Annotated in this window: 26 protein-coding genes; 7 read left to right on the top strand and 19 right to left on the bottom strand. The window is 41.1% G+C overall.

From position 1 onward, the window contains the following. Positions 1–118: 118 nt before the first annotated feature. On the top strand, positions 119–328 hold the full coding sequence (locus tag C9414_RS10540) for a DNA-dependent RNA polymerase subunit epsilon (protein WP_008345114.1): 210 nt from the start codon (positions 119–121) through the stop codon (positions 326–328). A 5-nt stretch (positions 329–333) separates the two neighbouring features. Next, a complete protein-coding gene (gene rnjA / locus C9414_RS10535; protein WP_012009818.1) occupies positions 334–2,001 on the top strand; it encodes a ribonuclease J1 in 1,668 nt (555 codons plus the stop codon). A 92-nt stretch (positions 2,002–2,093) separates the two neighbouring features. Here rnjA and ade read toward each other — a convergent pair whose 3' ends face one another. The 5 genes from ade to C9414_RS10510 form a co-directional block, all read right to left on the bottom strand. Further along, positions 2,094–3,824: an adenine deaminase gene (gene ade, locus C9414_RS10530; protein ID WP_107163595.1), complete on the bottom strand. Its 1,731-nt coding sequence runs from the start codon at positions 3,822–3,824 to the stop codon at positions 2,094–2,096. Between the two features lie 262 nt (positions 3,825–4,086). Beyond that, a complete protein-coding gene (locus tag C9414_RS10525) occupies positions 4,087–4,755 on the bottom strand; it encodes a potassium channel family protein (RefSeq protein ID WP_008345123.1) in 669 nt (222 codons plus the stop codon). Positions 4,756–4,792: 37 nt separating this feature from the next. Then, the gene (locus C9414_RS10520) at positions 4,793–5,629 is read right to left on the bottom strand and encodes a gamma-glutamylcyclotransferase family protein (RefSeq protein WP_107163594.1); all 837 of its coding nucleotides are present in this window, start codon (positions 5,627–5,629) and stop codon (positions 4,793–4,795) included. Positions 5,630–5,633: 4 nt separating this feature from the next. Further along, a complete protein-coding gene (locus C9414_RS10515) occupies positions 5,634–6,944 on the bottom strand; it encodes an ATP-binding protein (protein ID WP_107163593.1) in 1,311 nt (436 codons plus the stop codon). Positions 6,945–7,088: 144 nt separating this feature from the next. Beyond that, positions 7,089–7,367, bottom strand: a complete 279-nt coding sequence (locus C9414_RS10510; protein ID WP_017359400.1) for a transcriptional regulator AbhA — start codon at positions 7,365–7,367, stop codon at positions 7,089–7,091. A gap of 276 nt (positions 7,368–7,643) precedes the next feature. On the opposite strand from C9414_RS10510, the gene mreBH reads away from it, so the two are divergent. The 3 genes from mreBH (at position 7,644) to C9414_RS10500 (ending at position 10,197) form a co-directional block, all read left to right on the top strand. Beyond that, positions 7,644–8,651: a rod-share determining protein MreBH gene (gene mreBH / locus C9414_RS10505; RefSeq protein WP_107163592.1), complete on the top strand. Its 1,008-nt coding sequence runs from the start codon at positions 7,644–7,646 to the stop codon at positions 8,649–8,651. Positions 8,652–8,725: 74 nt separating this feature from the next. Beyond that, positions 8,726–8,857, top strand: coding sequence for a protein YkpC (locus C9414_RS20235; RefSeq protein WP_003210922.1), 132 nt, complete (start codon positions 8,726–8,728; stop codon positions 8,855–8,857). A 107-nt stretch (positions 8,858–8,964) separates the two neighbouring features. Next, positions 8,965–10,197 (top strand): aminopeptidase, encoded by a 1,233-nt coding sequence (locus C9414_RS10500; RefSeq protein ID WP_107163591.1) that lies wholly within the window; start codon positions 8,965–8,967, stop codon positions 10,195–10,197. 35 nt (positions 10,198–10,232) lie between these two features. Here C9414_RS10500 and C9414_RS10495 read toward each other — a convergent pair whose 3' ends face one another. Then, positions 10,233–11,852 carry an ABC-F family ATP-binding cassette domain-containing protein gene (locus tag C9414_RS10495; RefSeq protein WP_039178203.1) on the bottom strand — a complete coding sequence of 540 codons (1,620 nt, stop codon included), beginning with the start codon at positions 11,850–11,852 and terminating at the stop codon, positions 10,233–10,235. A 143-nt stretch (positions 11,853–11,995) separates the two neighbouring features. Between C9414_RS10495 and C9414_RS10490 the strand changes: the two genes are divergently transcribed. Next, complete coding sequence (locus C9414_RS10490) at positions 11,996–12,271, top strand: hypothetical protein (RefSeq protein ID WP_024424743.1); 276 nt, start codon at positions 11,996–11,998, stop codon at positions 12,269–12,271. A 63-nt stretch (positions 12,272–12,334) separates the two neighbouring features. Here the strand turns inward: C9414_RS10490 and lepB are convergent, their stop codons facing one another. From lepB to yknW, 8 genes are all read right to left on the bottom strand, one after another. Then, positions 12,335–12,907, bottom strand: coding sequence for a signal peptidase I (gene lepB, locus C9414_RS10485; RefSeq protein ID WP_029707639.1), 573 nt, complete (start codon positions 12,905–12,907; stop codon positions 12,335–12,337). Between the two features lie 211 nt (positions 12,908–13,118). Next, positions 13,119–15,011 (bottom strand): PTS fructose transporter subunit IIABC, encoded by a 1,893-nt coding sequence (locus C9414_RS10480; protein ID WP_107163590.1) that lies wholly within the window; start codon positions 15,009–15,011, stop codon positions 13,119–13,121. 13 nt (positions 15,012–15,024) lie between these two features. After that, positions 15,025–15,936, bottom strand: a complete 912-nt coding sequence (pfkB, locus tag C9414_RS10475) for a 1-phosphofructokinase (RefSeq protein ID WP_047203697.1) — start codon at positions 15,934–15,936, stop codon at positions 15,025–15,027. Next, positions 15,933–16,688, bottom strand: coding sequence for a DeoR/GlpR family DNA-binding transcription regulator (locus tag C9414_RS10470; RefSeq protein WP_039178192.1), 756 nt, complete (start codon positions 16,686–16,688; stop codon positions 15,933–15,935). Before C9414_RS10470 ends, pfkB begins: the two co-directional genes overlap by 4 nt. A gap of 318 nt (positions 16,689–17,006) precedes the next feature. Further along, on the bottom strand, positions 17,007–18,200 hold the full coding sequence (locus C9414_RS10465; RefSeq protein WP_047203696.1) for an ABC transporter permease: 1,194 nt from the start codon (positions 18,198–18,200) through the stop codon (positions 17,007–17,009). Continuing rightward, positions 18,187–18,888 (bottom strand): ABC transporter ATP-binding protein, encoded by a 702-nt coding sequence (locus tag C9414_RS10460; protein WP_107163589.1) that lies wholly within the window; start codon positions 18,886–18,888, stop codon positions 18,187–18,189. The genes C9414_RS10465 and C9414_RS10460 overlap by 14 nt, the downstream gene beginning before the upstream one ends. Further along, positions 18,885–19,982, bottom strand: a complete 1,098-nt coding sequence (locus C9414_RS10455; RefSeq protein WP_107163588.1) for an efflux RND transporter periplasmic adaptor subunit — start codon at positions 19,980–19,982, stop codon at positions 18,885–18,887. Before C9414_RS10455 ends, C9414_RS10460 begins: the two co-directional genes overlap by 4 nt. Positions 19,983–19,991: 9 nt before the next feature. Beyond that, entirely contained in the window at positions 19,992–20,618 is a 627-nt protein-coding gene (gene yknW, locus C9414_RS10450; RefSeq protein WP_107163587.1) for a YknW family membrane protein, read from the bottom strand. A gap of 517 nt (positions 20,619–21,135) precedes the next feature. Between yknW and C9414_RS10445 the strand changes: the two genes are divergently transcribed. Next, positions 21,136–21,513, top strand: a complete 378-nt coding sequence (locus tag C9414_RS10445) for a Rok-like winged helix domain-containing protein (protein WP_034281609.1) — start codon at positions 21,136–21,138, stop codon at positions 21,511–21,513. A gap of 47 nt (positions 21,514–21,560) precedes the next feature. Here C9414_RS10445 and moaD read toward each other — a convergent pair whose 3' ends face one another. From moaD to C9414_RS10420, 5 genes are read right to left on the bottom strand one after another with little or no spacing between them, the layout of a single operon-like run. Next, positions 21,561–21,794 (bottom strand): molybdopterin converting factor subunit 1, encoded by a 234-nt coding sequence (gene moaD / locus C9414_RS10440; protein ID WP_107163586.1) that lies wholly within the window; start codon positions 21,792–21,794, stop codon positions 21,561–21,563. Continuing rightward, on the bottom strand, positions 21,787–22,278 hold the full coding sequence (locus tag C9414_RS10435; RefSeq protein WP_107163585.1) for a molybdenum cofactor biosynthesis protein MoaE: 492 nt from the start codon (positions 22,276–22,278) through the stop codon (positions 21,787–21,789). Before C9414_RS10435 ends, moaD begins: the two co-directional genes overlap by 8 nt. Beyond that, positions 22,275–22,799: a molybdopterin-guanine dinucleotide biosynthesis protein B gene (gene mobB / locus C9414_RS10430; protein ID WP_107163780.1), complete on the bottom strand. Its 525-nt coding sequence runs from the start codon at positions 22,797–22,799 to the stop codon at positions 22,275–22,277. Before mobB ends, C9414_RS10435 begins: the two co-directional genes overlap by 4 nt. Next, on the bottom strand, positions 22,781–24,058 hold the full coding sequence (locus tag C9414_RS10425) for a molybdopterin molybdotransferase MoeA (protein ID WP_181286134.1): 1,278 nt from the start codon (positions 24,056–24,058) through the stop codon (positions 22,781–22,783). The genes mobB and C9414_RS10425 overlap by 19 nt, the downstream gene beginning before the upstream one ends. A gap of 9 nt (positions 24,059–24,067) precedes the next feature. Further along, positions 24,068–25,084, bottom strand: coding sequence for a thiazole biosynthesis adenylyltransferase ThiF (locus tag C9414_RS10420; protein WP_107163583.1), 1,017 nt, complete (start codon positions 25,082–25,084; stop codon positions 24,068–24,070). Positions 25,085–25,094: the final 10 nt, after the last annotated feature.

The raw sequence follows: 25,094 nt of genomic DNA, 5'->3' as shown, positions 1-25,094 counted from the left end.
AAGGGATCTTTCGCACATTTGCCGAAGGTCCTTTTTTCTCAGAGACTTTTCTTATGCGCGTTTTTTTAATATAATAGAATAAGCGAGTGTAACATACGGTATTTAAGGAGAGATTTGGATGATATATAAGGTATTTTTTCAGGCAAGTACTACTGAGGTACCTGTAAGAGAACACACAGATTCACTATACGTTGAAGCGGTTTCTGAAAGAGACGTACGCGATAAGTTGAAAAAACATAACTACAACATTGAATTCATTCAGCCTGTAGACGGTGCTTTTTTAGACTATGAACGAGAAAGTGAAAATTTTAAAGTATTGGAGCTATGAGAGGAATGAAATTTGTAAAAAACGATCAGGCGGCAGTTTTTGCGCTCGGCGGTTTAGGCGAGATCGGTAAAAACACGTATGGCGTTCAATTTCAAGATGAAATCATTTTAATTGATGCTGGTATTAAGTTTCCTGAAGATGAGCTTCTTGGAATTGACTACGTCATCCCTGACTATACGTACTTAGTTAAAAACGAAGATAAAATCAAAGGTCTTTTCATCACTCACGGACATGAAGACCACATCGGCGGTATCCCTTACCTTCTCAAGCAAGTGAATATTCCAGTTTACGGCGGCAAACTCGCAATCGGCCTACTTCGTAATAAATTGGAAGAGCATGGTCTCTTGAGACAAACAAAACTTCACATTTTTGAAGAAGAAGATACCATTAAATTTAGAAAAACAGCTGTGTCTTTCTTTAGAACGACACACAGTATTCCAGATTCTTATGGAATTGTCGTCAAGACACCTCCTGGTAACATCGTACATACAGGTGATTTCAAGTTTGACTTTACTCCTGTTGGCGAGCCTGCCAATTTAACCAAAATGGCTGAGATCGGAAAAGAAGGCGTACTTTGTCTTTTATCTGATAGTACAAACAGTGAAATCCCAGAATTTACGATGTCTGAAAGACGTGTAGGTGAAAGCATTGATGACATCTTTAGAAAAGTCGACGGACGAATCATCTTTGCCACGTTTGCTTCAAACATTCACAGACTTCAGCAAGTGATTGAGTCTGCTGTTGCCAACGGTAGAAAAGTCGCTGTATTTGGACGCAGTATGGAGTCTGCTATTGATATTGGACAAGATCTTGGCTATATTAAATGTCCAAAAAACACGTTTATCGAACATAATGAAATCAACCGCCTTCCAGCAAACAAAGTAACCATTCTTTGTACTGGTAGCCAGGGTGAACCGATGGCAGCTCTTTCTCGTATTGCGAACGGTACTCACCGCCAGATTTCGATTAACCCTGGAGACACTGTTGTCTTCTCATCTTCACCAATCCCAGGTAACAATATTAGCGTAAGCCGCACCATTAACCAGCTTTATCGTGCAGGCGCTGAGGTCATTCATGGCTCGCTTAATAATATTCATACATCTGGTCACGGCGGACAAGAAGAACAAAAACTGATGCTCCGTTTAATTAAACCAAAATTCTTTATGCCGATCCACGGTGAATACCGCATGCAAAAAACGCATATCAAGCTTGCGAATGACTGCGGCATCCCTGAGGAAAACTGTTTTATCATGGATAACGGTGAAGTTCTTGCACTGAAAGGTGACGAAGCAAGTGTCGCTGGCAAAATTCCATCAGGCAACGTGTATATCGATGGAAGCGGTATTGGCGATATCGGAAACATCGTTTTAAGAGACCGCCGCATTCTTTCTGAAGAGGGTCTTGTCATTGTAGTCGTCAGCATGGACATGAAAGAATTCAAAATCTCTGCTGGACCTGATTTGATCTCAAGAGGTTTTGTCTACATGAGAGAATCTGGAGACCTTATCAACGATGCACAGGATTTAATTTCAAAGCATCTTGAAAAAGTAATGGAACGTAAGACAACTCAGTGGTCTGAAATCAAGAACGAAATTACTGACACTCTTGCACCTTTCCTTTATGAAAAAACAAGACGCCGTCCAATGATCTTACCGATTATTATGGAAGTGTAATCACAAAAAAGAGACACAAGCCGCTTGGCTGTGTCTCTTTTTTTCACCATTCATTGAAAAAACCGCATATATACATATGCGGTTTCTCTTTTTTATGATTGAATTGGGAGGTGCTGAAAGCTTCTGACATCAAACAAACCCTTTGTCGTCATTTTCACATCAGGAATGACTGGGAGTGCCAAGAAGGACAGCGTCAAAAATGGATTAAAGTCTAAAGTAAAGCCTGTTTCTTTTAACGCTTCATGGAGCGCATGAAGGCTTTCATTTACAAGATGTGCCGGCTGATCTGAAAGTAAACCAGATATCGGTAATGGCAGCGTATGAAGAGACTCGCCATTTTTGACAACAGTCAAACCGCCGCCTGCTTCTTTTAACACGTCAATGGCTTTTAAGATATCAGCATCATTTGTGCCAACCGCAATTAAATTGTGAGAATCATGCGCAACCGTTGTTGCAATTGCGCCCTTTTCTAACCCAAAGCCACTGACAATCCCTATCCCCATTTCAGATAAGCCTTGATGGCGTTCGACAAGCACCATTTTTAATACATCTCTTTCTGTATCACTAGTGAATTGTCCGTTCGTTTCTGATGGAGAGACTTGTTCTAATTTTGTTTCTAGCTGATTCGGAATAATGCGGATCAAATTCATTTTTTGATGAGCTGTGATTGGAAGTGCCAGATCTTGCTCTTGAACGTCTATAGTATGAACAGATTGTAATAATGCTGGACTCGGTACAATTTTTTCGACACCTGGCTTGTACTCTCCATGCTGCGCCACCAATTCTCCTGCAATAAATACGCTGGTGATGTCGACTTGATGAAGATCAGAGACGAGCATAAAATCAGCATCAAAGCCTGGCGCAATGGCTCCCTTTGTTTTGAGGCCAAAACACTCTGCTGCGTTTAAACTTCCCATTTGATACGCTAAAAATGGGTCTAACCCTTCTTTTATAGACATACGTACTTGTTCGTCAATACTTCCCTCTGCCATTAAATCATCTAAATGTTTATCATCGGTACAAAAGAAAAAACGTCTCGCATTCTTTTCATTCACAGCTGGTAAAACGTTTTTCACGTTTTTGGCAACAGAGCCTTCTCTTAGCATGACATACATGCCTCGTTTTACACGTTCAAGGGCTTCGCTGGCTGTTGTTACCTCATGATCTGTTTGGACACTTGCTGTGCGGTAAACGTTTATTAATCGGTCTGTTAAGCCTGCTAGATGGCCATCAATCAGTTTATGTTCGTTTTGTGCATCAAGCAGCTTTTGAAGCATATCTTCTTCTGCCTGCTCTACACCGACGTAATCCATCACCTCAGCAAGACCAAGAACCTCTTTCTCTTGATACAAAGGCTTTAAATCTTTCGCTTTTAAAACAGCACCTGATCGTTCAAAACTGACTGCCGGTACGCAGGATGGCAGCATGAAATAAATATTTAAGGCAGCTTTTCTCGCTTCTTCCAGCATAAAACGGATGCCTGAGATCCCTGACACATTGGCAATTTCATGCGGGTCTGTTACGACAGTTGTCACGCCGTGAGGGACGACAGCTTTGGAGAATTCAGCAGGGGTCACCATAGAGGACTCGATATGAACGTGGCCATCAATAAAACCGGGTACAAGCATTTGACCTGCTGCATCCAGCTCCTGTTCTCCCTCGTACTCTCCAATCCCTACTATTTGTCCATTTTCAACAGCGACATCAGCGTCTATCCATTCCTGGTTAAACACGTCCATAACCTTCGCATGTTTAATCACTAGGGCTGCTCTTTTTCTCTTTGCAGCTACTTCAATTTGATGTCTGAAAAGCTCCTTATCCAACGACACTGCCTCCTCCAAGTAAACAATATAATGTTTCTTATCGTAAACGAATCTGTTTGCCCAGTCAATGACATTTAGAGAAAATCATCCAGATAAAAAGGCTGATTTTTATTTCTGAATAGTGATAATTGCACGAAAAATATGATGATTGACTTTTGCTGTTTATGCAGAACAAAACAACCCTTTTTTAGTGTCTTCTTCTCTCCTCACTGTCCGTCCTGTGTGTACACAATAATATAAAAAACACCCCGCTCCGGAGTGTTTAATAATCGTTCTGCATTTCTCGTTTTTCAAAGCGTCCAATATCGGCTACTGCCCCGATGACAATGAGAATATCTTCTTTTTGAATCATTTCATCTGCGAGTGGTGAAACAATCACTTCTTTCCCACGCTTTATCGCCACAATATTAATGCCATATCTCGCTCTAATATCGAGATCTAAAAGAGAATGCCCTGCAAGCCTGCTGTTGGCAACAATTTCAATGAGGCTGTACTCATCTGACAGCTCCAGATAATCTAATACGTTGTTGGAGATGATTTTATGTGCAATTCGTCTGCCCATGTCTCGCTCTGGATGAACGATGCGATCAGCCCCAATTTTATTTAGTACCTTTTCGTGATAGTCGTTTTGCGCCTTTACTGTGACCATTTTGACGCCAAGCTCTTTCAGCATAATCGTCGTTAAAATACTGGCCTGAATGTTTTCACCAATCGCAACGATGACATGATCAAAATTACGAATACCGAGATTTTTTAAAACCGATTCGTCTGTCGAATCGCCAATGACCGCATGTGAAGCAATTTTCGCGTATTCGTTCACTCGATCTTCATTCATATCCATGGCCATGACTTCAAGTCCTTCTTCGCTTAGCGCTTTGCAAATACTTCCGCCAAAGCGTCCAAGACCAATGACTGCATATTCCTTTTTCATGTTCAGACTCCTTTTATCTCACTTACCATGCATTTTACTACGGTTTGATTAATGAATCCATATGCGAGCGAATTTTTTTACGGAACGCTTCACTTAAGTAAAGGTCTGCTCCTTTTTCAATTTCACTGCGGTAATGACCTGGTGGAGCAATTTCTTCGCTCTTTTGAAGAACAAGAAAGGTTAAACAGTCCGCATATATTTGATCACCTATTTTGACATCGACAAAAGCTGGACGATATGTGCCCTCATATACGCCTTCTCGTTTGTACAAATATCGAATGGCATCAAAAGGAACCTCATATAAAACGCCCTCTGTTTCTCCGCCGTCTTCTACCATATCGGCTCTTGACCCATCAGGTCTCACCAATGTAAATCTAGTTGTAAAGCCTTTCAGAGCACCACCGCCGATGATTTGTTTAAAATAATGATCGACTTCTGCCAGTTTAAATCTTTCATCATCCATACAAGAGCCATAGGCAAAATAATAGAAGGATGCCGGCTTCTGCTGCCATAGTCTATATTCCTTCCAGCAGCCACTCTCGATTTCCTTCAGCGCTGATGCCTTCTGTTTTGGTAAAGTGTATGTAATAGCCGCCACCAGCCCCCGGTCTGTCATGACATCGACCACCTGCTTGTCATACCCTTCCTCAAGTAAATCTATCTTATTCAGCGTGCTTGCGGTTACCTCGTACAATTCTCCATATACTGTGCTTTTTTCTTCTGGAACGCACGCAGGGTATCCTTGACCTGTATCATAGATTCTGCCGCTGATCCAAGCTGATTTAGCTAATGGTCTGCTTTCTTTCATATACGTCTCGTGGTGTTCTTCATGCTGCAGAAGCGTCCCATATACAAATAAAGCTTTCGCCTTCATGAAATCACGTCCTCTCGCCTTGCTGCTGTCTGCTTTTTTGACACACAGGTAAATAGATATGAAAAGTTGTACCTTTTCCCAGCTCACTGACCACATCCATTCTCCCGTGATGATCTTTTAAAATCGTTGCACAGATGGTGAGGCCAAGTCCCGTCCCTTCTGTTTTCGTGGAGAAGAAAGGATCATAGATTTTCTGAATATCCTCTTCACACATCCCTTTTCCTTCATCTTGAATGGTAATTTTCCATTCGTTCATCACTTTTTCTGTTGATATGTATATACTGCCGCCTTCAGGCATTGCCTCAATGGCATTTTTGATTAAATTAATGAACAGCTGCTTCATTTGGTTAGCGTCTGCTAATATAGCACCGGCATCCTGCTTTTTAAATGGCTGTTTGAGATCAATATTCGAAAGGACTGCATTGGTTTTTAGCAATGTAATGACCTGCTCTAACAGTCCATGAAGCTGAACTTCTTGAAAATGGACCGACTGCGGCTTTGCCAGCACAAGCAGTTCACTTAAAACAAAATCAATCCGTTTAATTTCGGAAAAGATAATGTCAAAATAATCGGTTCTTTCAGGATATTGAGTTTTCATCAGCTGCAAAAAGCCGTTTACTGAGGTCAGCGGATTTCTGACTTCATGGGCGATTCCAGCGGCGATTTGTCCTGCAACGGCCAGCTTTTGCGCCTGCATTTGCAATTGTTGATTTGATCTTTCAAGCTCAAGCTTTGCCAGCTTTTGTTTTGTAATATCTGCAACTGTTCCAATACCTCCAGTAAACTGGTGCTCTTCATCAAAGTAGAGCTTATAATGAACGTCTCCCCATACTTTCTTTCCCTCTTTATGAAGAAGCTGGAGCTCGATCCGTCCTGAATCTTTATGCTCTTTGATGACAGATGACAAATGCTGAATAACTCTTTCTTCTTGATCAAAGTACTGATTGTACATCGTACCTAGACATTCATCTATGTCATAACCGGTCATTTGTTTCCATGCTTGATTTAAGAAAATGATTTGCCCTTTTTCATCTGTTTCAAAGACGATTTCTTGCAAGTTATCTGTAATTCGATTCAGCCGCTCTGTCAGTTCGTGTGCTTCTTTTTCTCTCTTATTTAGATCTGACACAAGCAAAGTCAAGCGGTCTACATATCCTGAGACAACCCAGATCCCTGCTAACACAACGACTGTAAAAGCTAAATCGAGCGGCCAATTAATTTGATAGCCGCCTAGATAATAAAAGAAATCCCAGCTTATGATTAAGATAAATGCAAGAACAGATAACACGATCCGCACTTGATATGTTTTGTTCAAATGATTCCACCTGCCGCCCTGAGATTCTTTGTCAATTGTACCATTTTCCACTTATTTTTTGAGGGAGATGGGGCATTTTTAAGGAACTTTTTTAAAGAAAAATAGCCTGTTCTCAACACAAAGGAAGAGAGCAGGCTATTTCGATTACTGCTGAAGAGCTTCTTGCAGCTCTTTTAACAGCAGTTCTGCGCCTTCAGCGCTTAATGTAATTTGACCATTTCCGTATTCATGGTTCTCTGATGTAATCTCACCAGTCATGAGACAAACACCCTCTGGCTGATATTTTTTCAAGACGATTTTATCTCCATCTATAAAAAATTCCATACTGTCTTTAATAGCGATATCAAGTGCTCTTCTCAATTCGATTGGCATGACAATACGCCCTAGTTCGTCTACTTTTCTTACGACTCCGATAGATTTCAATTTCGTTCCCTCTTTCTTTCATTAGCTCAAGATCAATCTGTTTTTCACCAATTGATATATCGTAGACGTAAGAGATTCTGAAAAGGTTTCTCCTCTATAAAAATTTTTTTCATAAAAGAAAAAACAAAGGGAAAATTTATTGTGATTGTCAAAATGATACTTGAATTTTACAGATTCATTTCAAGGTGATCACAAACCCCCACAAATGACATCAACCCTCTGAACTTTTAAATGTAAAATTGTTTAAAACAGCAAAAATAGAGATTGGGTGAAAACATGTTTCAAAATGCCGAAATTGGAATTGATTTAGGAACAGCTAACATATTGGTTTATAGTAAAAATAAGGGAATTATTTTAAATGAACCGTCCGTCGTGGCAGTCGATACAGAAACAAAGGCTGTACTTGCCGTCGGATCAGAAGCAAAAGAAATGATCGGGAAAACACCTGGAAAAATTGTTGCGATCCGTCCGATGAAAGACGGTGTTATCGCTGATTATGATATGACAACAGATTTACTTAAACAAATCATGAAAAAAGCAGGAAAAAATATCGGGTTTACCTTTAGAAAACCAACTGTCGTTGTATGTACACCTTCTGGATCAACAGCTGTTGAGCGCCGCGCCATCAGCGATGCTGTGAAAAACTGTGGAGCAAAACATGTGCATTTAATTGAAGAACCTGTTGCAGCTGCAATCGGTGCTGATCTTCCGGTAGACGAGCCTGTTGCGAACGTCGTAGTCGATATTGGCGGCGGAACAACAGAAGTTGCGATTATTTCATTTGGCGGTGTTGTCTCTTGTCATTCGATCCGAATTGGCGGCGATCAGCTGGATGAAGATATCATTACGTTTGTCAGAAAGAAATATAACCTATTAATCGGCGAACGGACTGCCGAGCAGGTAAAAATGGAAATTGGGTATGGTCTTATTGAGCATGAGCCAGAATCATTAGAAGTGCGTGGGCGCGACCTTGTGACAGGTCTGCCAAAAACGATCACACTTGTCTCTCATGAAATTCAAGGCGCCATGCGAGAATCACTTCTTCATATTTTAGAAGCGATTCGTGCCACATTAGAGGACAGCCCTCCAGAGCTAAGCGGAGATATTGTAGACCGCGGCGTCATTTTAACTGGCGGAGGCGCTCTTTTAAATGGAATTCAAGAATGGCTCTCTCAAGAGATTGTTGTTCCAGTTCATATTGCAGCTAATCCACTTGAGTCTGTTGCAATTGGAACAGGTCGTTCATTAGAAGTCATCGACAAATTGCAAAAAACTTTAAAATAATCTTCTTGTTCTACTTCTTTTTTCGTCATTTCGATCATATCGTGAGAAATGGATAAACGTGAAGGAGGAAGAACATGTTGCTTGATTTAGGTAAACGGGTCGTTGTCACAGTCATTTTAACGGGTATTATATTAGGAGGAATGAGCCTGTCGTTTTCACATATGCCGCCTTCTAATGCACAGCCTGTGAAACAACTGAACCGCTAAAAAAGCCGCACGAAAGCGGCTTTTTTATTTTGGCTTTAAGCGTGCTCCCCATTTTCCTTTTCGGTCATAAATCTGATATGATGAACATGACTAAAGGAGGGTTTTTTATGAGTTCTTTTGAAAAACAACTAGATCAATATGCCAAGACCATCGTCGAAGTCGGTGTGAATGTACAAAAGGGGCAGGAAGTGGTTGTATCCGCATTTACTGAATCTGCACACCTTGTTCGTCTTGTTGCGAAACACGCGTATGAGCGCGGGGCGAAAAACGTACATATCCGCTGGAGTGATGGTGTTCTCACCCGTTTAAAATTTGAACATGCGCCACAGGATGTCTTTGAGCAATTCCCAGAATGGGAAGCACAGATGATGGAAACCATCGCAAAACGCGGCGGTGCTTTTATTACCATCCTGTCAGAAAGCCCTGACCTTCTGCGAGGCATTGATTCGAAAAAAATCGCTTCACAGCAAAAAGCTGCTGGTTCAGCACTACATACATATCGTCAATACGTTCAATCTGACAAAGTCGCTTGGACGGTCGTAGGTGCTGCATCAAAAGAATGGGCGAAAAAGATTTTCCCTGATCATACAGATGAAGAAGCTGTCACTTTATTGTGGGATCAAATCTTTAAAGTCGCACGCGCTGATCAAGCAGATCCTGTTGAGGCTTGGAAAAAGCATGATGCGTCATTAAATGAAAAGGTTAAAATACTCAATGAACGCCACTACCACAAACTTCATTATGAAGCACCGGGCACAGACCTAACGATTGAGCTTCCAGAGCAGCATATTTGGGTAGGTGCTGGCAGCGTAAGTGAACGCGGCGTCTCCTTCATGGCCAACATGCCGACAGAAGAAGTCTTTACTGTACCGAAAAAAGACGGTGTAAACGGGACCGTCTCAAGCACAAAGCCGCTCAGCTATGCTGGAAACATCATTGATGAATTTTCATTAACCTTTGAAAATGGCCGAATTGTGGATGTGAAAGCAAAAGAAGGCGAAGATATTTTAAAATCTCTCGTTGAAACAGATGAAGGCTCTCATTATCTAGGCGAGGTTGCCCTCGTACCAGATGATTCACCAATTTCTAATTCCAACATTCTTTATTACAATACACTTTACGATGAAAATGCATCAAATCACCTTGCTATCGGCAGCGGATATGCGTTTAATATCGAAGGCGGAAAAGAAATGAAACGAGAAGAATTAGACGCAGCGGGTGTGAACAGCAGTATTACACACGTTGATTTCATGATTGGTTCAAAAGAAATGAATATTGACGGGATTACAAAAGACGGGAAACGCGAACCGATCTTCCGAAATGGAAACTGGGCGATTTAATCAAAAAAAGACATCCATAGGATGTCTTTTCTTTGTTATGCGTAAAGCTCTTGAAGTCTTTTTTGGATGTCTTGATCTGATAAGAACTCATCATATGTTGTTTGTTTATCGACGATGCCATTTGGCGTCACTTCGATAATTCGGTTTGCGACTGTTTCAACAAACTGATGGTCATGAGATGAGAAGAGCATTGCTCCTTTAAAGCTCATGAGGCCGTTATTCAGCGCTGTAATGGATTCTAGGTCTAAGTGGTTCGTTGGCTCATCCAACAGCAAAATATTCGCTCCAGACAGCATCATTTTTGATAACATACAACGAACCTTTTCTCCTCCTGATAAGACACTTGCTTTTTTCTTCACTTCTTCCCCAGAGAAAAGCATACGTCCTAAGAAACCACGCAGGAAGCTCTCACTTTGATCATTCGGAGAATATTGACGAAGCCAATCAACGAGATCAACATCGTTTCCTTCAAAATATTCACTATTGTCTTTCGGGAAAAAGGCTTGTGACGTTGTGACACCCCATTTAAATGATCCGCTGTCTGGCTCCATTTCACCAGCAAGGATCTTAAATAAAGTGGACACAGCAAGCTCATTACGGCTTAAGAACGCAATTTTATCTTCGCGGTTCATAATAAAGCTGACATTATCAAGTACTTTCACACCGTCAATTGTTTTTGATAGACCTTCTACTTGAAGGACATCATTTCCGATTTCGCGCTCTGGCGCAAAATGAACATACGGATATTTACGTGAAGACGGCTTAATGTCGTCTAAAGAGATTTTATCAAGCAATTTCTTTCTTGATGTCGCTTGCTTCGATTTAGAAGCGTTCGCACTAAACCGAGCAACGAATTCTTGAAGCTGCTTAATTTGTTCTTCTTTTTTCTTATTTGCTTCTTGGCTTAATTTCAGCGCTAACTGGCTGGACTCATACCAAAAATCATAGTTACCGACATATACTTGGATTTTTCCGAAATCAAGGTCCGCAATATGTGTACATACTTTGTTTAAGAAATGACGATCATGCGAAACGACGATGACGGTATTTTCAAAGTTAATAAGGAACTCTTCGAGCCACTGGATTGCTTGTAAGTCCAAGTGGTTCGTCGGCTCATCAAGAAGAAGAACGTCAGGCTTGCCAAATAAAGCTTGAGCTAAAAGTACTTTTACCTTTTCAGAACCGCCAAGCTCAGACATTTTCTTCGATTGAAGGCTTTCTGGAATGCCAAGACCCTTTAATAGGATCGCTGCTTCACTTTCAGCTTCCCATCCGTTTAATTCAGCAAACTCACCTTCAAGCTCGGCTGCACGAATCCCGTCTTCATCTGAGAAATCAGGTTTCATATAGATCGCATCTTTCTCCTGCATCACGTCATATAGACGTTTGTGACCCATGATGACGACTTTTAGTACTTCAAACTCTTCGTATTCAAAGTGGTTCTGTTTTAAAATCGCTAAACGCTCACCAGGGCTCATATGAACATCACCCGTTTGAGCCTCAATTTCTCCAGAAAGAATCTTTAGGAACGTTGATTTACCAGCTCCATTGGCACCAATTAATCCGTAGCAGTTGCCAGGAGTGAATTTAATATTTACTTCTTCAAATAGTTTACGATCAGCAAAGCGCAAACTAACATTATTTACTGCAATCATTTATTAATCCTCCATCACTCATTCATCATTATGAAGTATAACATGAATAACGTTTGATAGAAACGTCTCTCGCTAAGAACGAAGGCTTTTTATCCATTATGGTATAATAAACGGGAATGATTGATTGAAGGAGTTCGGGCGATTTGAGATTACTCACACTGATGGAATACTGTTTATTGATTTTCTTTATGGGCATTTATTTATCTGCAACAGGCTTTAATGCGAGGGACTTTGGCCTTTATATTGGACTTGTCCTCATTTACACACTGGTCCACATCTTTTCCAAACGCTTTTTACAAAAGCGGGGAAAAGAAAACCAAAAAATCGGATTGTTTCGATCCGTTTTAGCCATTACCGGATCTGTGTTCGCTTCGGTACTAGCCATTGTGATCATTGTTACGGTGCTCACGCCAAATTAAAAACGACCCTTCTGTAAGGGTCGCTCGTTCAAGCACCTTTCTCTTGCCTCTGAGAAGGTGCTTTTATTTTGTCTGTCGAATGTCGCCAAACGGGAAGAAAACAAATTCTGATGTCCCGACAACACGATCCTTTTCAATGAGGCCAAGTCCATTTCTGCTGTCCATGGAATTGAGTCTGTTGTCCCCCATCACAAAGTAATCGTTTTTCGGTACTTTCACTGGACCAAAATCTCCAGTTAAATGCACTTCATACTCTTTCGCATGCGCCTTGTTCTCTTTTAAATAAGGCTCATCTACTTTTTTACCATTAATGTAAAGCGTATCATCCTTCATTTCAATCGTATCACCTGGAAGGCCAATCAATCGTTTGACATAATGAATCTTCTGTCCATCTTTTCCATTAATAATCACGATGTCACCGCGTTTCACACCACCGAGATAGTTAATGGTTTTGTTGACAAACAGCTTTTCCCCGTCATGAAGTGTCGGTTCCATTGACTCTCCTTCCACCACATACGGTTCAAATATAAACGTACGGATGAGCAAGACGAGCGCAAGTGCAATTAAAATGGCTTTGATCCATTCAAACAGTGAACTTTTCTTCTCTGTTTTGGCTTTCTTCGCATCAGATTGAATTTCATTTTCGTTTTGTTTGTTTTCTTCGTTCAAAATACTGCTTCCTCCTAAGACTTTCTGCTAAAAGACTTGAAACGTGAATTGAATAACTTTACTTTATCATATGTCATTTAAAAATTCACAAGACAACCATCTAATTAGATATTTTTTCCTAATTCACTGATGATTAAACAAAAAGAAGCACCGTTTTTCACGATGCTTCTCTTCTGCATTACGCTTCTTGTTGAACCGGTTTTTTCAAAATACCCAGTAAAATCGCTGTCACAACAGCACCGATTAAGATGCTGATGATGTAAAGAACTGGATGATTTGTTACCCAGAAAACAAATAGTCCGCCATGCGGTGCAGGAAGCGTCACTCTAAAGAATTCCGTTAATCCGCCAGCAACTGCTGCACCAATAACAGCTGAAGGAATCACACGAAGAGGATCTGCCGCCGCAAACGGGATCGCCCCTTCAGTAATGAAGGCAGCTCCCATGAAATAGCATGTAATCCCTGCCTCACGGTCACGTTTTGAGAACTTATTTCTAAAGATCGTTGTTGCAAGTGCAATACCTAGTGGTGGAACCATTCCGCCTGCCATAATCGCAGCATGCGGTGCATAGTTGCCAGCAGCAATCATTGCAAGACCAAATGTGTAAGCCGCTTTGTTAATTGGGCCACCCATATCAATTGCCATCATACCAGCTAAAATAATACCCATTAAAACAAGGTTTCCAGTACCTAATGATTCAAGCCAATGTGTTAATCCGTCCATTACCATTTTCACTGGTGTGTTGACAATATAATGCATGATAATGCCTGTGAAGAAAATACCGAACAATGGATACAGCAGAACCGGTTTAATCCCGTCGAGTGTCTGCGGTACGAATGTGAATACTTTTTTGAGCAGCACAACAATGTAACCTGCTAGGAAACCAGCAATCAGTCCGCCTAAGAACCCTGCACCTGCTGCTGACGCCATAAATCCACCGACCATACCTGGCGCAAAACCTGGACGATCTGCAATACTCATGGCAATAAATCCAGCTAATACCGCAACGATTAAGGCAAGCGCATTATCGCCGCCAATTCCTTTTAAGACAGCTGCAAATGAATTAAATGAAGGGTCCTTAGGATCTGCTGAGTTAATACCCCAAAAGAATGAAATCGCAACTAAGATACCGCCTCCGACAACAAATGGAAGCATGTTACTTACACCACTCATTAAGTGCTTGTAAAATCCGCTTCTTCCTTTGCCAGATGATTCATTTTCGTCTTTAGAAGAACTGCCGCCTGAACCTTTATAAATCGGCGCATCTTGATTGATGGCTTTTTCAATTAATTCCTGCGGACGGCGTATACCAGCTGTTACAGGGACTTCAATGACATGTTTGCCTTTAAAGCGTTCCATTTCAACTTGCTTGTCCGCTGCCACAATGATGGCTGGTGCTTCTTCAATTTCTTTTGCTGTAAGGGCATGTTTAATACCGCCAGAGCCGTTTGTTTCAACTTTAATGTCAACGCCCATTTCTTTTGCCTTTTCTTTCAAAGCATCTGCTGCCATAAATGTATGTGCAATGCCGGTCGGGCAAGCTGTTACCGCTAAAATTTTAGCAGGTTTTCCTTCTGCAGCTGGCTCCTCTTTCACTTCCTCTTCTTCTTCATCATCTTGATCATGTGTATTGATGATCTCAATGATTTCATCTTCAGTCGCGGCTTCAAGGAGCTGCTTTCGAATTTCTTCACGCATAAGAAGTGTGGATAAACGAGAAAGTGCCTCTAAATGCGTGTTGTTTGCGCCTTCAGTTGCGGCAATCATAAAGACAAGATGACTCGGCTGAGCGTCCAGTGATTCATAATCTACACCAGCAGTGGAGCGGCCAAATGCAATGGCAGGCTCTTTTACACTTGCTGTTTTAGCGTGCGGGATGGCAATTCCTTCACCAATACCAGTAGAGCTCTGTTTTTCACGATTGATCACAGCTTCTTTATAGCCCTCTTTATCATTTAACTTGCCTGCTGTATCTAAAACAGTGACTAGCTCTTCAATGACTGCTTCTTTCTGCTGGCTGTCTAATTGAAGCTTAATGGTATGCTTCGTGAGTAGTTCTGTAATTTTCATGATGACTCCTCCTTTAAATACGTGTGACTTTTACTTGTGGTAATAGAGTGTCGACAAGCTCTTTTGTGCCAAGCTCCTCAGAAAAGGCTGTAGCGCTTCCTGATGTGACACCAAGCTTAAATGACTCTTCAATTGAAAGGCCTTTTGAAACACCGGCTAAAAACCCTGCAACGACTGAATCCCCTGCTCCAACTGAATTAACGAGCGTTCCTTTTGGAACATTGGACTGATAGATTCCTTCTTTACTGAATAAGAGGGCGCCATCACCAGCCATGGAGACGATGACATGTTCAGCACCTTGTTCTAACAGCTTTTTCCCATAAGGAATGGCTTCTGCTGCTGATGAAATACTCGTCTCAAACATTTCACCCAGTTCATGATGATTTGGCTTCATTAAGAACGGTTTCATGTCTGCTGCTTTTTTTAGCGCTTCGCCAGAAATATCAAGAACAACTCTTACACCTTGCTCCTGGCAAACTTCAGCAATACGCTCATATGTGTTATGAGGCAATGATGAAGGAATGCTGCCAGCTAAAACAACGACATCTCCTTGAGTCAATGAAGAAAATTGAGATAGAAACGACTCAAATTGCGCTTCAGTAATAGATGGGCCGAGTCCGTTAATTTCTGTCTCTTCACCTGTTTTTAGTTTCACATTGATCCTTGTATCTTCTGACACCTCGTGAAAGGCTGTTTGTAATTGTTCGTTCTGTAAAAAATCTTGAATATATTTGCCTGTAAATCCACCAATGAATCCAAGTGCTTTCGATTCAACACCATGACGTTTTAATAGCCTTGAGACATTGATTCCTTTACCACCTGGATATTTTTGATCATAGGTTGAACGATTTAAACCGCCTACTGCAAAATCCTCCACGTGTACGATGTAATCAACTGATGGGTTTAAAGTAACTGTATAAATCATGTTTTCACTACCTTTATAACCGTTTTTTCATGGTAATTATCGAATGAATCCTCTTTTGCGTCGTTAGTGATAATGGTGGCTTCCTGTAAACTAGCAAAGGTTGAAAACGATATTTCGCCAAACTTTGAGGCATCTGATAAGATATAGGTTTTTTTCGCCTGTTTCATAGCTCTTTTTTTCATGAGTGCTTCCTCTGGATCAGGTGTTGTAAAACCCGCCTCGGGATGAATACCGTTTGTCCCAACAAAGCTTTTGTCAAAACGATAATTTTCCATCGCTGTTAAAGCTGCGGCTCCAACCATGGCTCCTGTTCGATGTTTTACTGATCCGCCTATCAAGTAAAAGGTAATGCCTTTTCTCATGAGGGCTTCAATGTGCATTACACCGTTTGTCACCACGACAATATCTTGATCTGGATCGATATATTCAATCATTTGCTGTGTGGTTGTACCAGCATCTAAATAAATACAGTCGCCCTGTTTTAAAAGAGATGCCGCTGCCTCTGCTACCAATGACTTTTCTTGAAGGTTTTTGGCAGATTTCTCAAATACATCTGGTTCAAGGCGAATACTCGAAATCTTGGCTGCTCCTCCATGAACCCTTTTAAGAAATCCTTTTTCTTCAAGGGCTGATAAATCTCTTCTAATTGTAGATTCAGACGCATCCGTCATCATCGTTAAGTCCTGTATTTTAATGACATCATTTTCTTCTAAGCTGTCGATAATAAGTTGATGTCTTTCCGGTGTTAACATGCGAACACCCCTTTTGAAAACGTATTCATTTTGCGCGCACCTTTATTGTAATCGCTTTTTTCAACATTATCAATACAAAACAATCAAATACATTCAATAACTATCAAAATCTTTCACCATGGTCATCTTACCTTTATATGTACCATTTGTAAACTGAAAAATATGTGACAATAAGATGAAAGTCATGATATTAGCATTTCTATCATTTTTTATTTCATTCAATGGAACTAAAAAAAGCTTTTATGCGATTTGCATAAAAGCTTTTGATGGGTAATGAAGGCGAATGTAAACCGTTTGTATGCTTTTTTCTTCTCCAAATTATTCATACCTGAGCGATTCAATAGGATCTAGTCTCGCTGCTTTATTCGCAGGAATTAACCCAAAAACAATACCAATGAGCATACTAAACAGTACACCTCCAAATACTACTTGCCAAGATACAAGAGACGGCCAGCCGGCAAATAGTGATACTAATGAAGCACCGCCTAAGCCAAGTGCAATCCCCATCAACCCGCCAATGAGTGTTAAAACAACAGACTCAATTAAAAACTGAACGAGAATTTGAGCCCTTGTTGCGCCCATCGCCTTTCGAATACCGATTTCTCTTGTCCTCTCTGTCACAGAAACGAGCATAATATTCATCACACCGATTCCGCCCACAAGTAAAGAGATCCCAGCTATTGAGCCAATGATCGTTGTCATAACGGACGTTATTTGACCGATCCCTTCTGCGATTTCTTCCATATTGATCATTTCGTAAGCATCTTCTGTATGATGATTTTCATTTAATATGGCAGCCGCGCTCTTTCCTACTTCCTTCATTTGATCAGCATGTGCGACTTGAATAGACAACTTATCATATTCATTCATACCAAATGTGGAGGTAAGCATCGCAAACGGGACATAGATTTCATTCATATCAAATGAAAACATCCCTTTCTGTTTTGCTAGAACACCGATGACTTCAACTGGCTGTCCGTTCATCCAAATCAGTTCGCCTAATGCCTTTTGTCCGTTGAATAGTTCTTTTTGTAAGCCATCTGAGATAAGAGCAGCTCTTCTACCGCTTCTAAAATCAATATCTCTTAAATTCTGTCCTTCTGCGATTTGTAATGAATGTACATTCGTATACCCTTCATTTATACCGTTAACTGTCGCATCAACTGTCGTATCTTGAAACCTCAGCTGCATCCCTTGTGCAGTCGAGGAGGCGACCTGCTTCACCCCGTTGATTGTCCTAATGCTTTTTATGTCTTCCTCAGTAAATGATGCTTCGAATAAGGCATTTGGATTTGCATTTAATTCTTCGTCAGAAGGCGTATATGTCATATCAATGGTATTGTTTGGACCTGAAATCGATCCTTTTAACATTTGCTCACCGCCTTGACCGATCGCCACGACTGCAATGACTGATCCAACACCAATAATAATCCCAAGCATCGTTAAAATAGAACGTAATTTATGAGCTAAAACCGAATTCAGCGCTATTTTGATATTTTCAAAGAGTTTCATTCATAGCGTCCCCTTGTATCCATCTATCCTCAACAAGCCGTCCATCTCTCACAACGACAGTCCGATTTGTATACGTAGCTATTTCTTCTTCATGGGTGACAAGCACAATCGTTGTCCCTTCCTCATTCAGCTGTGTAAACTGTTCCATAATTGAGATGCTTGTTTTTGAGTCGAGAGCACCAGTCGGTTCATCTGCTAAAATCAGCTGAGGCTTATTGACAATCGCTCGTGCAATTGCCACCCTTTGCTTTTGTCCTCCTGACAACTCACTTGGCATATGTTTCATTCGATCTGCCAAACCAACCTTTTCAAGTGCCAATTCCGCACGTTCTTTTCTTTCCTTTTGACTGATCCCAGCGTAAATCATCGGCAGTTCCACATTGCGCCTCGCATTTAACCTTGGCAGCAGATGAAATTGCTGAAAAACAAACCCAATGGATTGATTTCGAATGACCGCAAGCTCTTGATCCTTTGCTGCTGACAGCTCTGTACCTTGAAAATGATATTGTCCTCTCGTTGGGCGGTCTAAACAGCCAATAATATTCATTAACGTTGATTTTCCAGAGCCGGACGGGCCCATAATGGACATATACTCGCCTTTTTCAATGACAAGATTCATGTCACTTAATACATCAAATGTTTCGTGTGCGACCTCATAGCTTTTTGTCACGTTGGAAAGCTGAATCATTCAGCATTCACTTCCATTCCGTCATACATGTCATCTGTTGGATGAGCAATGATTTGATCCTCTGCCTTGACACCTTTTGTCACTTCAAGATCATGACCTGACGTTTCCCCTATGACCACTTTTACTTTTTTCAGTTCATTTTTTTCAACAACATAAACGTATTGTCCATCAGTCTCTTTTTTTACCGCTGTTTCAGGAATTGTTTGCGCTTGGCGCTTATCTGTTTCAATTTCCATGATCATTTTAAAGCCGGGCTTTGCCTCAGGTTTCTTTCCCTTTATTTCTACTTCAACAGGATATTGAACCGTTTGATCGCTCGAAGTTGTTTCGGCTGCTGTCTGGACAGGAACAGCGCCTACTTTTTTCACGACTCCTTGCCAGCTCTTCCCGCGAATGACATCAGACGTTACCTTCACTTTTTGTTTCTTTTTGATTTTTATGGCATCATACTCTGAGATCAAACCTCGCACGATCATTTTTTTCTCATGACCAATATGGATGATCGGCTGCCTTTCTTCCGGTTTGCCTGCCCCTGCCTCTTGCTCAATGGAAATCACTGTTCCATCAATTTTACTATGTACGGTTAAATCTTCTATTTGCGCCTTTACTTTTTCTTGGCTGATCTCTGCTTGCTTTTGTTCTAATTCAGCCGCTTTCAGTTCTAATTGAAGCTGATCTCGCTCGCTTTTGTCATTAGCGCCTGCTTTTTTCTCATCTAATTCACTCAGCCGATTTTGCAATTGTTCCAGTTTTAATGTACTTGATTCAACGGCTAGTGCTTGCTGCTGCTCCTCAAGCTCCAGTTCCTTATTTTCATATGTAAGAAGCGGCGTTCCAGCCTTTACCTTTTCCCCTTCTTTCACAGCAATTCCCTTCAAATTCCCCTTTTCCTCTTCTTTATAGATGAACTGCTCTTCAGAGAATGAAAGTGTCCCCGGTGTCATCACGGTAGAGGTGATTTCTTTTGGCGTGAGTTTGACTGTTTTAATCGCTGCTGTAGAAGCAGGCTTTGCTTGGTTTTTCGCAATATTAAATCCAATAAATAGTCCAATCACAATAATTAAAATAGATCCAATGATGATTTTCTTTCTCATAAAAACCTTCTACCCCCAGCTTACTGATATGTTAATTGATGTTCCTACATATTGAAAAATTAACGATAAGATATAAAAAACGCCTATAATCACCCAAGAAATTCTCGGTGATATACGCCCAACTTGGATGAATAAAAAGCCAGTTAAAACAAGATTCCAGATCACAAATAGATCGATATTGGCTAACACCGCCTGCCATGGACCAGAAATTCGAATGAGCGCGTTTAACGAGGTAACCGTGATGTCTTTTGGAACATGAAAAAGGATGACTGCCAAATGAGAAATAATTGTCCCAATGATCGTAACGGGTGTAATGAACAGGACCGCTGAAAACAGCTCCCTAAATGATGCATCACCTTTCGCTAAAAAAACGATGAACTTATATATAGCCGCATTGATGACAATCCCAAATACGAGACCAATGAGCGTCACCACATAAACAACAGGTATCGGCAAACTTAAATCTGCCCACATTCCCTTATTTACGAGCTCAGACAAATAAGTCACAACAACTGTTAAAATAAGCACACAAGATAATGGCCACCAAACAACCGGATTTTCCCATACTCTTTTCAGGTGCTCTGATGGTCTTGTGCTCACTCCAATGATCGTAGGTTTTTCCATGTTTTCTTTCATCAAATGTCATCCTCTCTATGTCAAGCAAGTATGCAAACGCACAATAACGCTCTTTTTCTTTCTATTTTATCAAAAGATTGCCAATAAGTGATTAAACATTTGATTTTCTTATTTTCTTTGAGAAAAAATTTTATCTATTATTCTATTTTCATGAAAGAAACCCTTCAAATGACCTCATGATCCGACCATATTCATATCAAGAATCGTGCTTTTACTGACTTAAAAACATTTTATTAAGTAAACAATATGTCTTTCGGAATAAATATCCTTTTCTTTGGGATTCGCATGGTCTTAGATAGACACAACAATTTTTTGTTAAAATAATCCTAGTAATTTCGACAAATCCCGGCTTTATAGGACTATGATTGGTTTCTTTTACAGAACAAATAAGTCTTTAGTATCAATACTTTCATATTAAAAAATTAAAAATAAAGGGATTTTACTTGATCAAAAGTTATTTTTTCATATAATGTAAAATAGAGGTAGGTTAAATGATAGTGGAAATGGAGTCAAGTGAATGTTAAGAGAAAAATTGAAAATGCAATTGATTTTACTGTATGAAAAGGAACAAGAAGCATGGCAATACTTTCGAAAGGAAAGAGAATCGATTTATCATGAGCTCAAATTACTTGATATGAAAGAAAGCAGACCTTCTAATGACAAAATATACTACGCTGCAAGATGTGTAGATATTATTAAAGAGAAAAAGGGAAGCATTGTGAGCACAAAAGAATTAAAGGAACAGCTTCAAGCCCAAACAGATTTCAATGTGAGACGAATCAGCGAATTGTATGATCTCATTCAGCAGCTCGATCCTCACATTTCTAAAGCAAGAAGGGGATGTTTTATTTACGAAGATCACACCCAAGTACCTCTACAAACTTTTCACACATAAAAGATTGGTTACAGCCGGGTGGCCATAACCAAATCCTCTAATATCTATTATCCACCACTTACAGGAGGAATGAGTGCAACAGTGTCCCCGCTACGCACTTCAGCATTTTCCCTCGTATATAATTCGTTGACTGCAACCATTACGTTTTGTGCAGCATCAACACCATATACCTCCTGTAATTCTATTTTAATCTCATCAACCGTTGTTTGATCTTTTTGAATGATGATTTGTTGTTTACCGGCCTTCTCAGCAAGGCCGGCGAACAATAATACATTAATCATGCTGATCACCTTCTTTCTCTGCAAGTTGAAGATTGCTAGGTCTACCTTCTGGATATGAAACCGTTTCAAGCTGATCACCTATCCAGGCCTCTCCATCTTCCCAATATTCTTTTTTCCAAATGGGAACGATTTCCTTGATTCGTTCAATGGCATATTCATTGGCTTCGTAGGCAGCCTTCCTATGAGGAGACGAAACGGCGATCGCAACAGCAATATCCGTTATCTCAAGTGTTCCAATCCGGTGCACAATCGCTGCTTCAGTGTCAGGCCATCGATTCTTGATTTCTTGTCCAATCTGCCTTAGCATGCTTTCCGCCATTGGTATGTATGCTTCGTAGGTTAAACGCAATGTTTTCTTGCCGTTTGTCCATTCTCTGACCGTCCCGATAAACGTCGTAATCGCCCCTGCCTTTCGTCTTGTCACATGCTGAATCAATTCGTTTAATTCAATCGGGGTTTTTGTTATTTTAAAAAGTTCGCTCAAAACGTGCCGCCTCCCTTCAATAAGTGAAAAGCAAATGTCATCCCGCGCTTTTCAAAAGCTGAAAACACAGGAAACGGGTAATTTTCGGTTAATTGATCTTCTTGAGAAAAATAAATAGCTGCTTGTATATTGGAAAGAGTGGAAAGGTCAATAAGCTCCTCTTCATTCTTTACACAAACGATTTTGCGATAAGGCGCCTGTTTGTATCCCTCTATGAGAACAGCGTCTAACGGAAGATGCTGACACATGTTGAGCAGCTGTTCTAACGTGAAGTCCTGCATCGAAAAGTGAAATTCACCTTCTCCTTCCACACCTGCGGCATAGGCACCTGCCTGAATATATCGATCAGTATCTTTTTCTTTGAAAAGACGATCTGGTGTCCCGCCATGTCCATGGTGTTTAAAGCAGCCTAGCTTCAGTCCTTCACGTTCGGCCAGCTGACAAAGCTTTTCGATCAATGTGGTCTTGCCGCTATTTTGAAAACCGACCACCTGTAATATGCTTAATTTGTCATCCAGCATGGAGACCCACCGCCTTTGTGCTGAAACAGCAGAACATCAACTTGATCACCTGCTTGAAAACCTCTTGTTCCCCCAGGCAGCATAATGAAACAGTCAGCCTCTGCAATAGAGGTCACTGCACTTGATTTATCAAGACCTGTCGGAGTCACACTGATCTGACTCCCAGTGAATTGAAGTGCCGCCCTGACAAAACGAGTAAACGGATTGGCTTTTGGAAAATCATGTGTGAGTTTCGCCTCAACAAAAGCAGGAAACGGATTGTCTTTCATATACCATTTATAAATGATCGGTTTCACAAATAATTCAAAGCCCACAAAACAGGCAGCAGGGTTTCCAGACAGCCCAAACAGCAATTGACCATTCGGCATTGCCGCCACAGTCGTCACACTTCCAGGTCTCATGGCTACTTTATTAAACAGTACCTTGGCTCCCAGCTTTTCATAAATGGCAGGCAGAAAGTCAAAATCACCCACTGACACGCCGCCTGTTGTGATCAGAATGTCTACCTTGCTCATGGCTGCTTTTACTGCATGATAACTTTTGTCAAAATCATCGGAGACTCCGCCTAAATCTAGCGGCTCAGCTCCGGCCTCAAGTACCTGCGCATAGACCATACTCAGATTACTATTTCTAATCTTGCCGTCTACCATGGCATCACTTACTTGAAGAAGCTCTGTGCCCGTAGAGATAATGCCAATCACCGGTTTTTTGACAACTGGCACTACCGCATATCCAAATGTCGCCAAAAGAGCTGTGACGCCAGAAGTGACAGCTGTTCCTTTTTTGACCATCACGTTTCCTTTGAGAACCTCTTCTCCTCGACGAGAAATATTGTCTCCCTTTTTCAGCGGTCTTTTCAGTGACATGAATGATTTGCCGTCTTTTTCGAAAGTCTTCGTCAGCTCGATCATGATGACGACATTTGCTCCATTTGGAATTTTTGCCCCTGTCATAATACGGATGGCCTGAAAGGGACCGAGGGTTTTTGCTGAGACCATTCCTGCACCAATATGATCAATGACCTCGAATTCAACTGGATGCGCACTTGACGCTTCTTTTGTATCTTCTGCCCGAAGCGCAAATCCATCATACGGAGAACGATCAAATGCCGGAACATCATGGTCTGCCAAAATATCTTCTGCAATAAACCTTCCAAGGCTATCCTTTAAAGGGACCCATTCTATTTCTCCATGTTTTTCGTATTGGTGAACTTTCTTTATGGCCTCTTCTACTGGTATTGGCTGCCGTCTTTCCATCACACTTCACTCCTATATCCCTAGCAGTCTTGCTAGTAATGAATTGGCTTCTTTTTCATCATTTGTTCCATGGATTAATGCACGTCCTCCTTTGAAACAGACCATCCGGTAATTTTCGTAGCGTACATGGATTAAGAAGTCGTTTACTTCCACCTCACAAATAGATGAGAGCCGCTCTTTCATATGCTGAAATGAGAGTTTTGCTAAATCCTTTGAAACAATTTGAACGGTGTCACGTCCGCAAAGGACCGTCGATTTTTTACGCTGATCATGTAAATAAGGATAGGTTCTTGCGATGCCGCAAGTTGGACAGTTCTTCTCTTTAGTGCGAGATAAATCCATTTTAAATGATGTGGACTGCCAAAGATCAAACGTGACAAATTTCCGCTCGATTTGATCTTCATGCCCTGTTAAATATTTTAGTGCCTCTGTTTGCTGATAAGCAGAAACCATTTGAACAGCAGGTGAAATAATCCCCGCTGTATCACACGTCAAGCCGCCAACAGGCATTGCCGTGAACACACATGATAAACATGGCGTTTTATCCGGTAATATGGTCATATACATCCCCTGACTGCTCACACAAGCACCATATATCCACGGCGTCTTCGTTTCTAGTGATAAGTCATTCATCACCATTCTTGTCTCAAAATTATCTGTTGCGTCAATGACGATATCTGCTCTCTGGAATAACGGCCTTAACAGCTCCGCCCCTGCATCTTCAATCAGAGCGTGTATGGTCACTTCATGATTGATCTGCTCGAGACGTTTTTTTGCCGCCGCTGCTTTTGGTACATGTGCCTTTGCATCATGTTCCGTGTAGAGCTGCTGCCGCTGTAAATTTGAAAATTCCACATAATCACGATCGGCAATCGTAAGCGTACCGATGCCAGACCGGACAAGCCCTTCCGCAGAAGCGGTACCAAGTGCACCGGCTCCAACAATCAGAACATGACTTTCAGCCAGCGCATGCTGCCCTTTTTCCCCAACCGGAGGGAACAAGATTTGTCTTGAATATCGGTCATTCAATGCTGTTCTC

The sequence above is a fragment of the Bacillus sp. Nf3 genome (genome assembly GCF_003028545.1).
GTDB classification, from domain to species: Bacteria; Bacillota; Bacilli; order Bacillales; family Bacillaceae; genus Bacillus; species Bacillus safensis.
The sequence above is the reverse complement of the archived record's forward strand: the minus strand, read 5'-3'. Positions and strand labels throughout refer to the sequence as shown.

Bases quoted from the DNA above. Each gene is read 5' to 3' on its own strand.
- C9414_RS10540 (WP_008345114.1), top strand. From the start codon at position 119: ATGATATATAAGGTATTTTTTCAGGCAAGTACTACTGAGGTACCTGTA.
- rnjA (WP_012009818.1), top strand. From the start codon at position 334: ATGAAATTTGTAAAAAACGATCAGGCGGCAGTTTTTGCGCTCGGCGGT.
- C9414_RS10525 (WP_008345123.1), bottom strand. From the start codon at position 4,755: ATGAAAAAGGAATATGCAGTCATTGGTCTTGGACGCTTTGGCGGAAGT.
- C9414_RS10520 (WP_107163594.1), bottom strand. From the start codon at position 5,629: ATGAAGGCGAAAGCTTTATTTGTATATGGGACGCTTCTGCAGCATGAA.
- mreBH (WP_107163592.1), top strand. From the start codon at position 7,644: ATGTTTCAAAATGCCGAAATTGGAATTGATTTAGGAACAGCTAACATA.
- C9414_RS20235 (WP_003210922.1), top strand. From the start codon at position 8,726: ATGTTGCTTGATTTAGGTAAACGGGTCGTTGTCACAGTCATTTTAACG.
- C9414_RS10500 (WP_107163591.1), top strand. From the start codon at position 8,965: ATGAGTTCTTTTGAAAAACAACTAGATCAATATGCCAAGACCATCGTC.
- C9414_RS10495 (WP_039178203.1), bottom strand. From the start codon at position 11,852: ATGATTGCAGTAAATAATGTTAGTTTGCGCTTTGCTGATCGTAAACTA.
- C9414_RS10480 (WP_107163590.1), bottom strand. From the start codon at position 15,011: ATGAAAATTACAGAACTACTCACGAAGCATACCATTAAGCTTCAATTA.
- pfkB (WP_047203697.1), bottom strand. From the start codon at position 15,936: ATGATTTATACAGTTACTTTAAACCCATCAGTTGATTACATCGTACAC.
- C9414_RS10470 (WP_039178192.1), bottom strand. From the start codon at position 16,688: ATGTTAACACCGGAAAGACATCAACTTATTATCGACAGCTTAGAAGAA.
- C9414_RS10465 (WP_047203696.1), bottom strand. From the start codon at position 18,200: ATGAAACTCTTTGAAAATATCAAAATAGCGCTGAATTCGGTTTTAGCT.
- C9414_RS10460 (WP_107163589.1), bottom strand. From the start codon at position 18,888: ATGATTCAGCTTTCCAACGTGACAAAAAGCTATGAGGTCGCACACGAA.
- C9414_RS10455 (WP_107163588.1), bottom strand. From the start codon at position 19,982: ATGAGAAAGAAAATCATCATTGGATCTATTTTAATTATTGTGATTGGA.
- yknW (WP_107163587.1), bottom strand. From the start codon at position 20,618: ATGAAAGAAAACATGGAAAAACCTACGATCATTGGAGTGAGCACAAGA.
- C9414_RS10445 (WP_034281609.1), top strand. From the start codon at position 21,136: ATGTTAAGAGAAAAATTGAAAATGCAATTGATTTTACTGTATGAAAAG.
- moaD (WP_107163586.1), bottom strand. From the start codon at position 21,794: ATGATTAATGTATTATTGTTCGCCGGCCTTGCTGAGAAGGCCGGTAAA.
- mobB (WP_107163780.1), bottom strand. From the start codon at position 22,799: ATGCTGGATGACAAATTAAGCATATTACAGGTGGTCGGTTTTCAAAAT.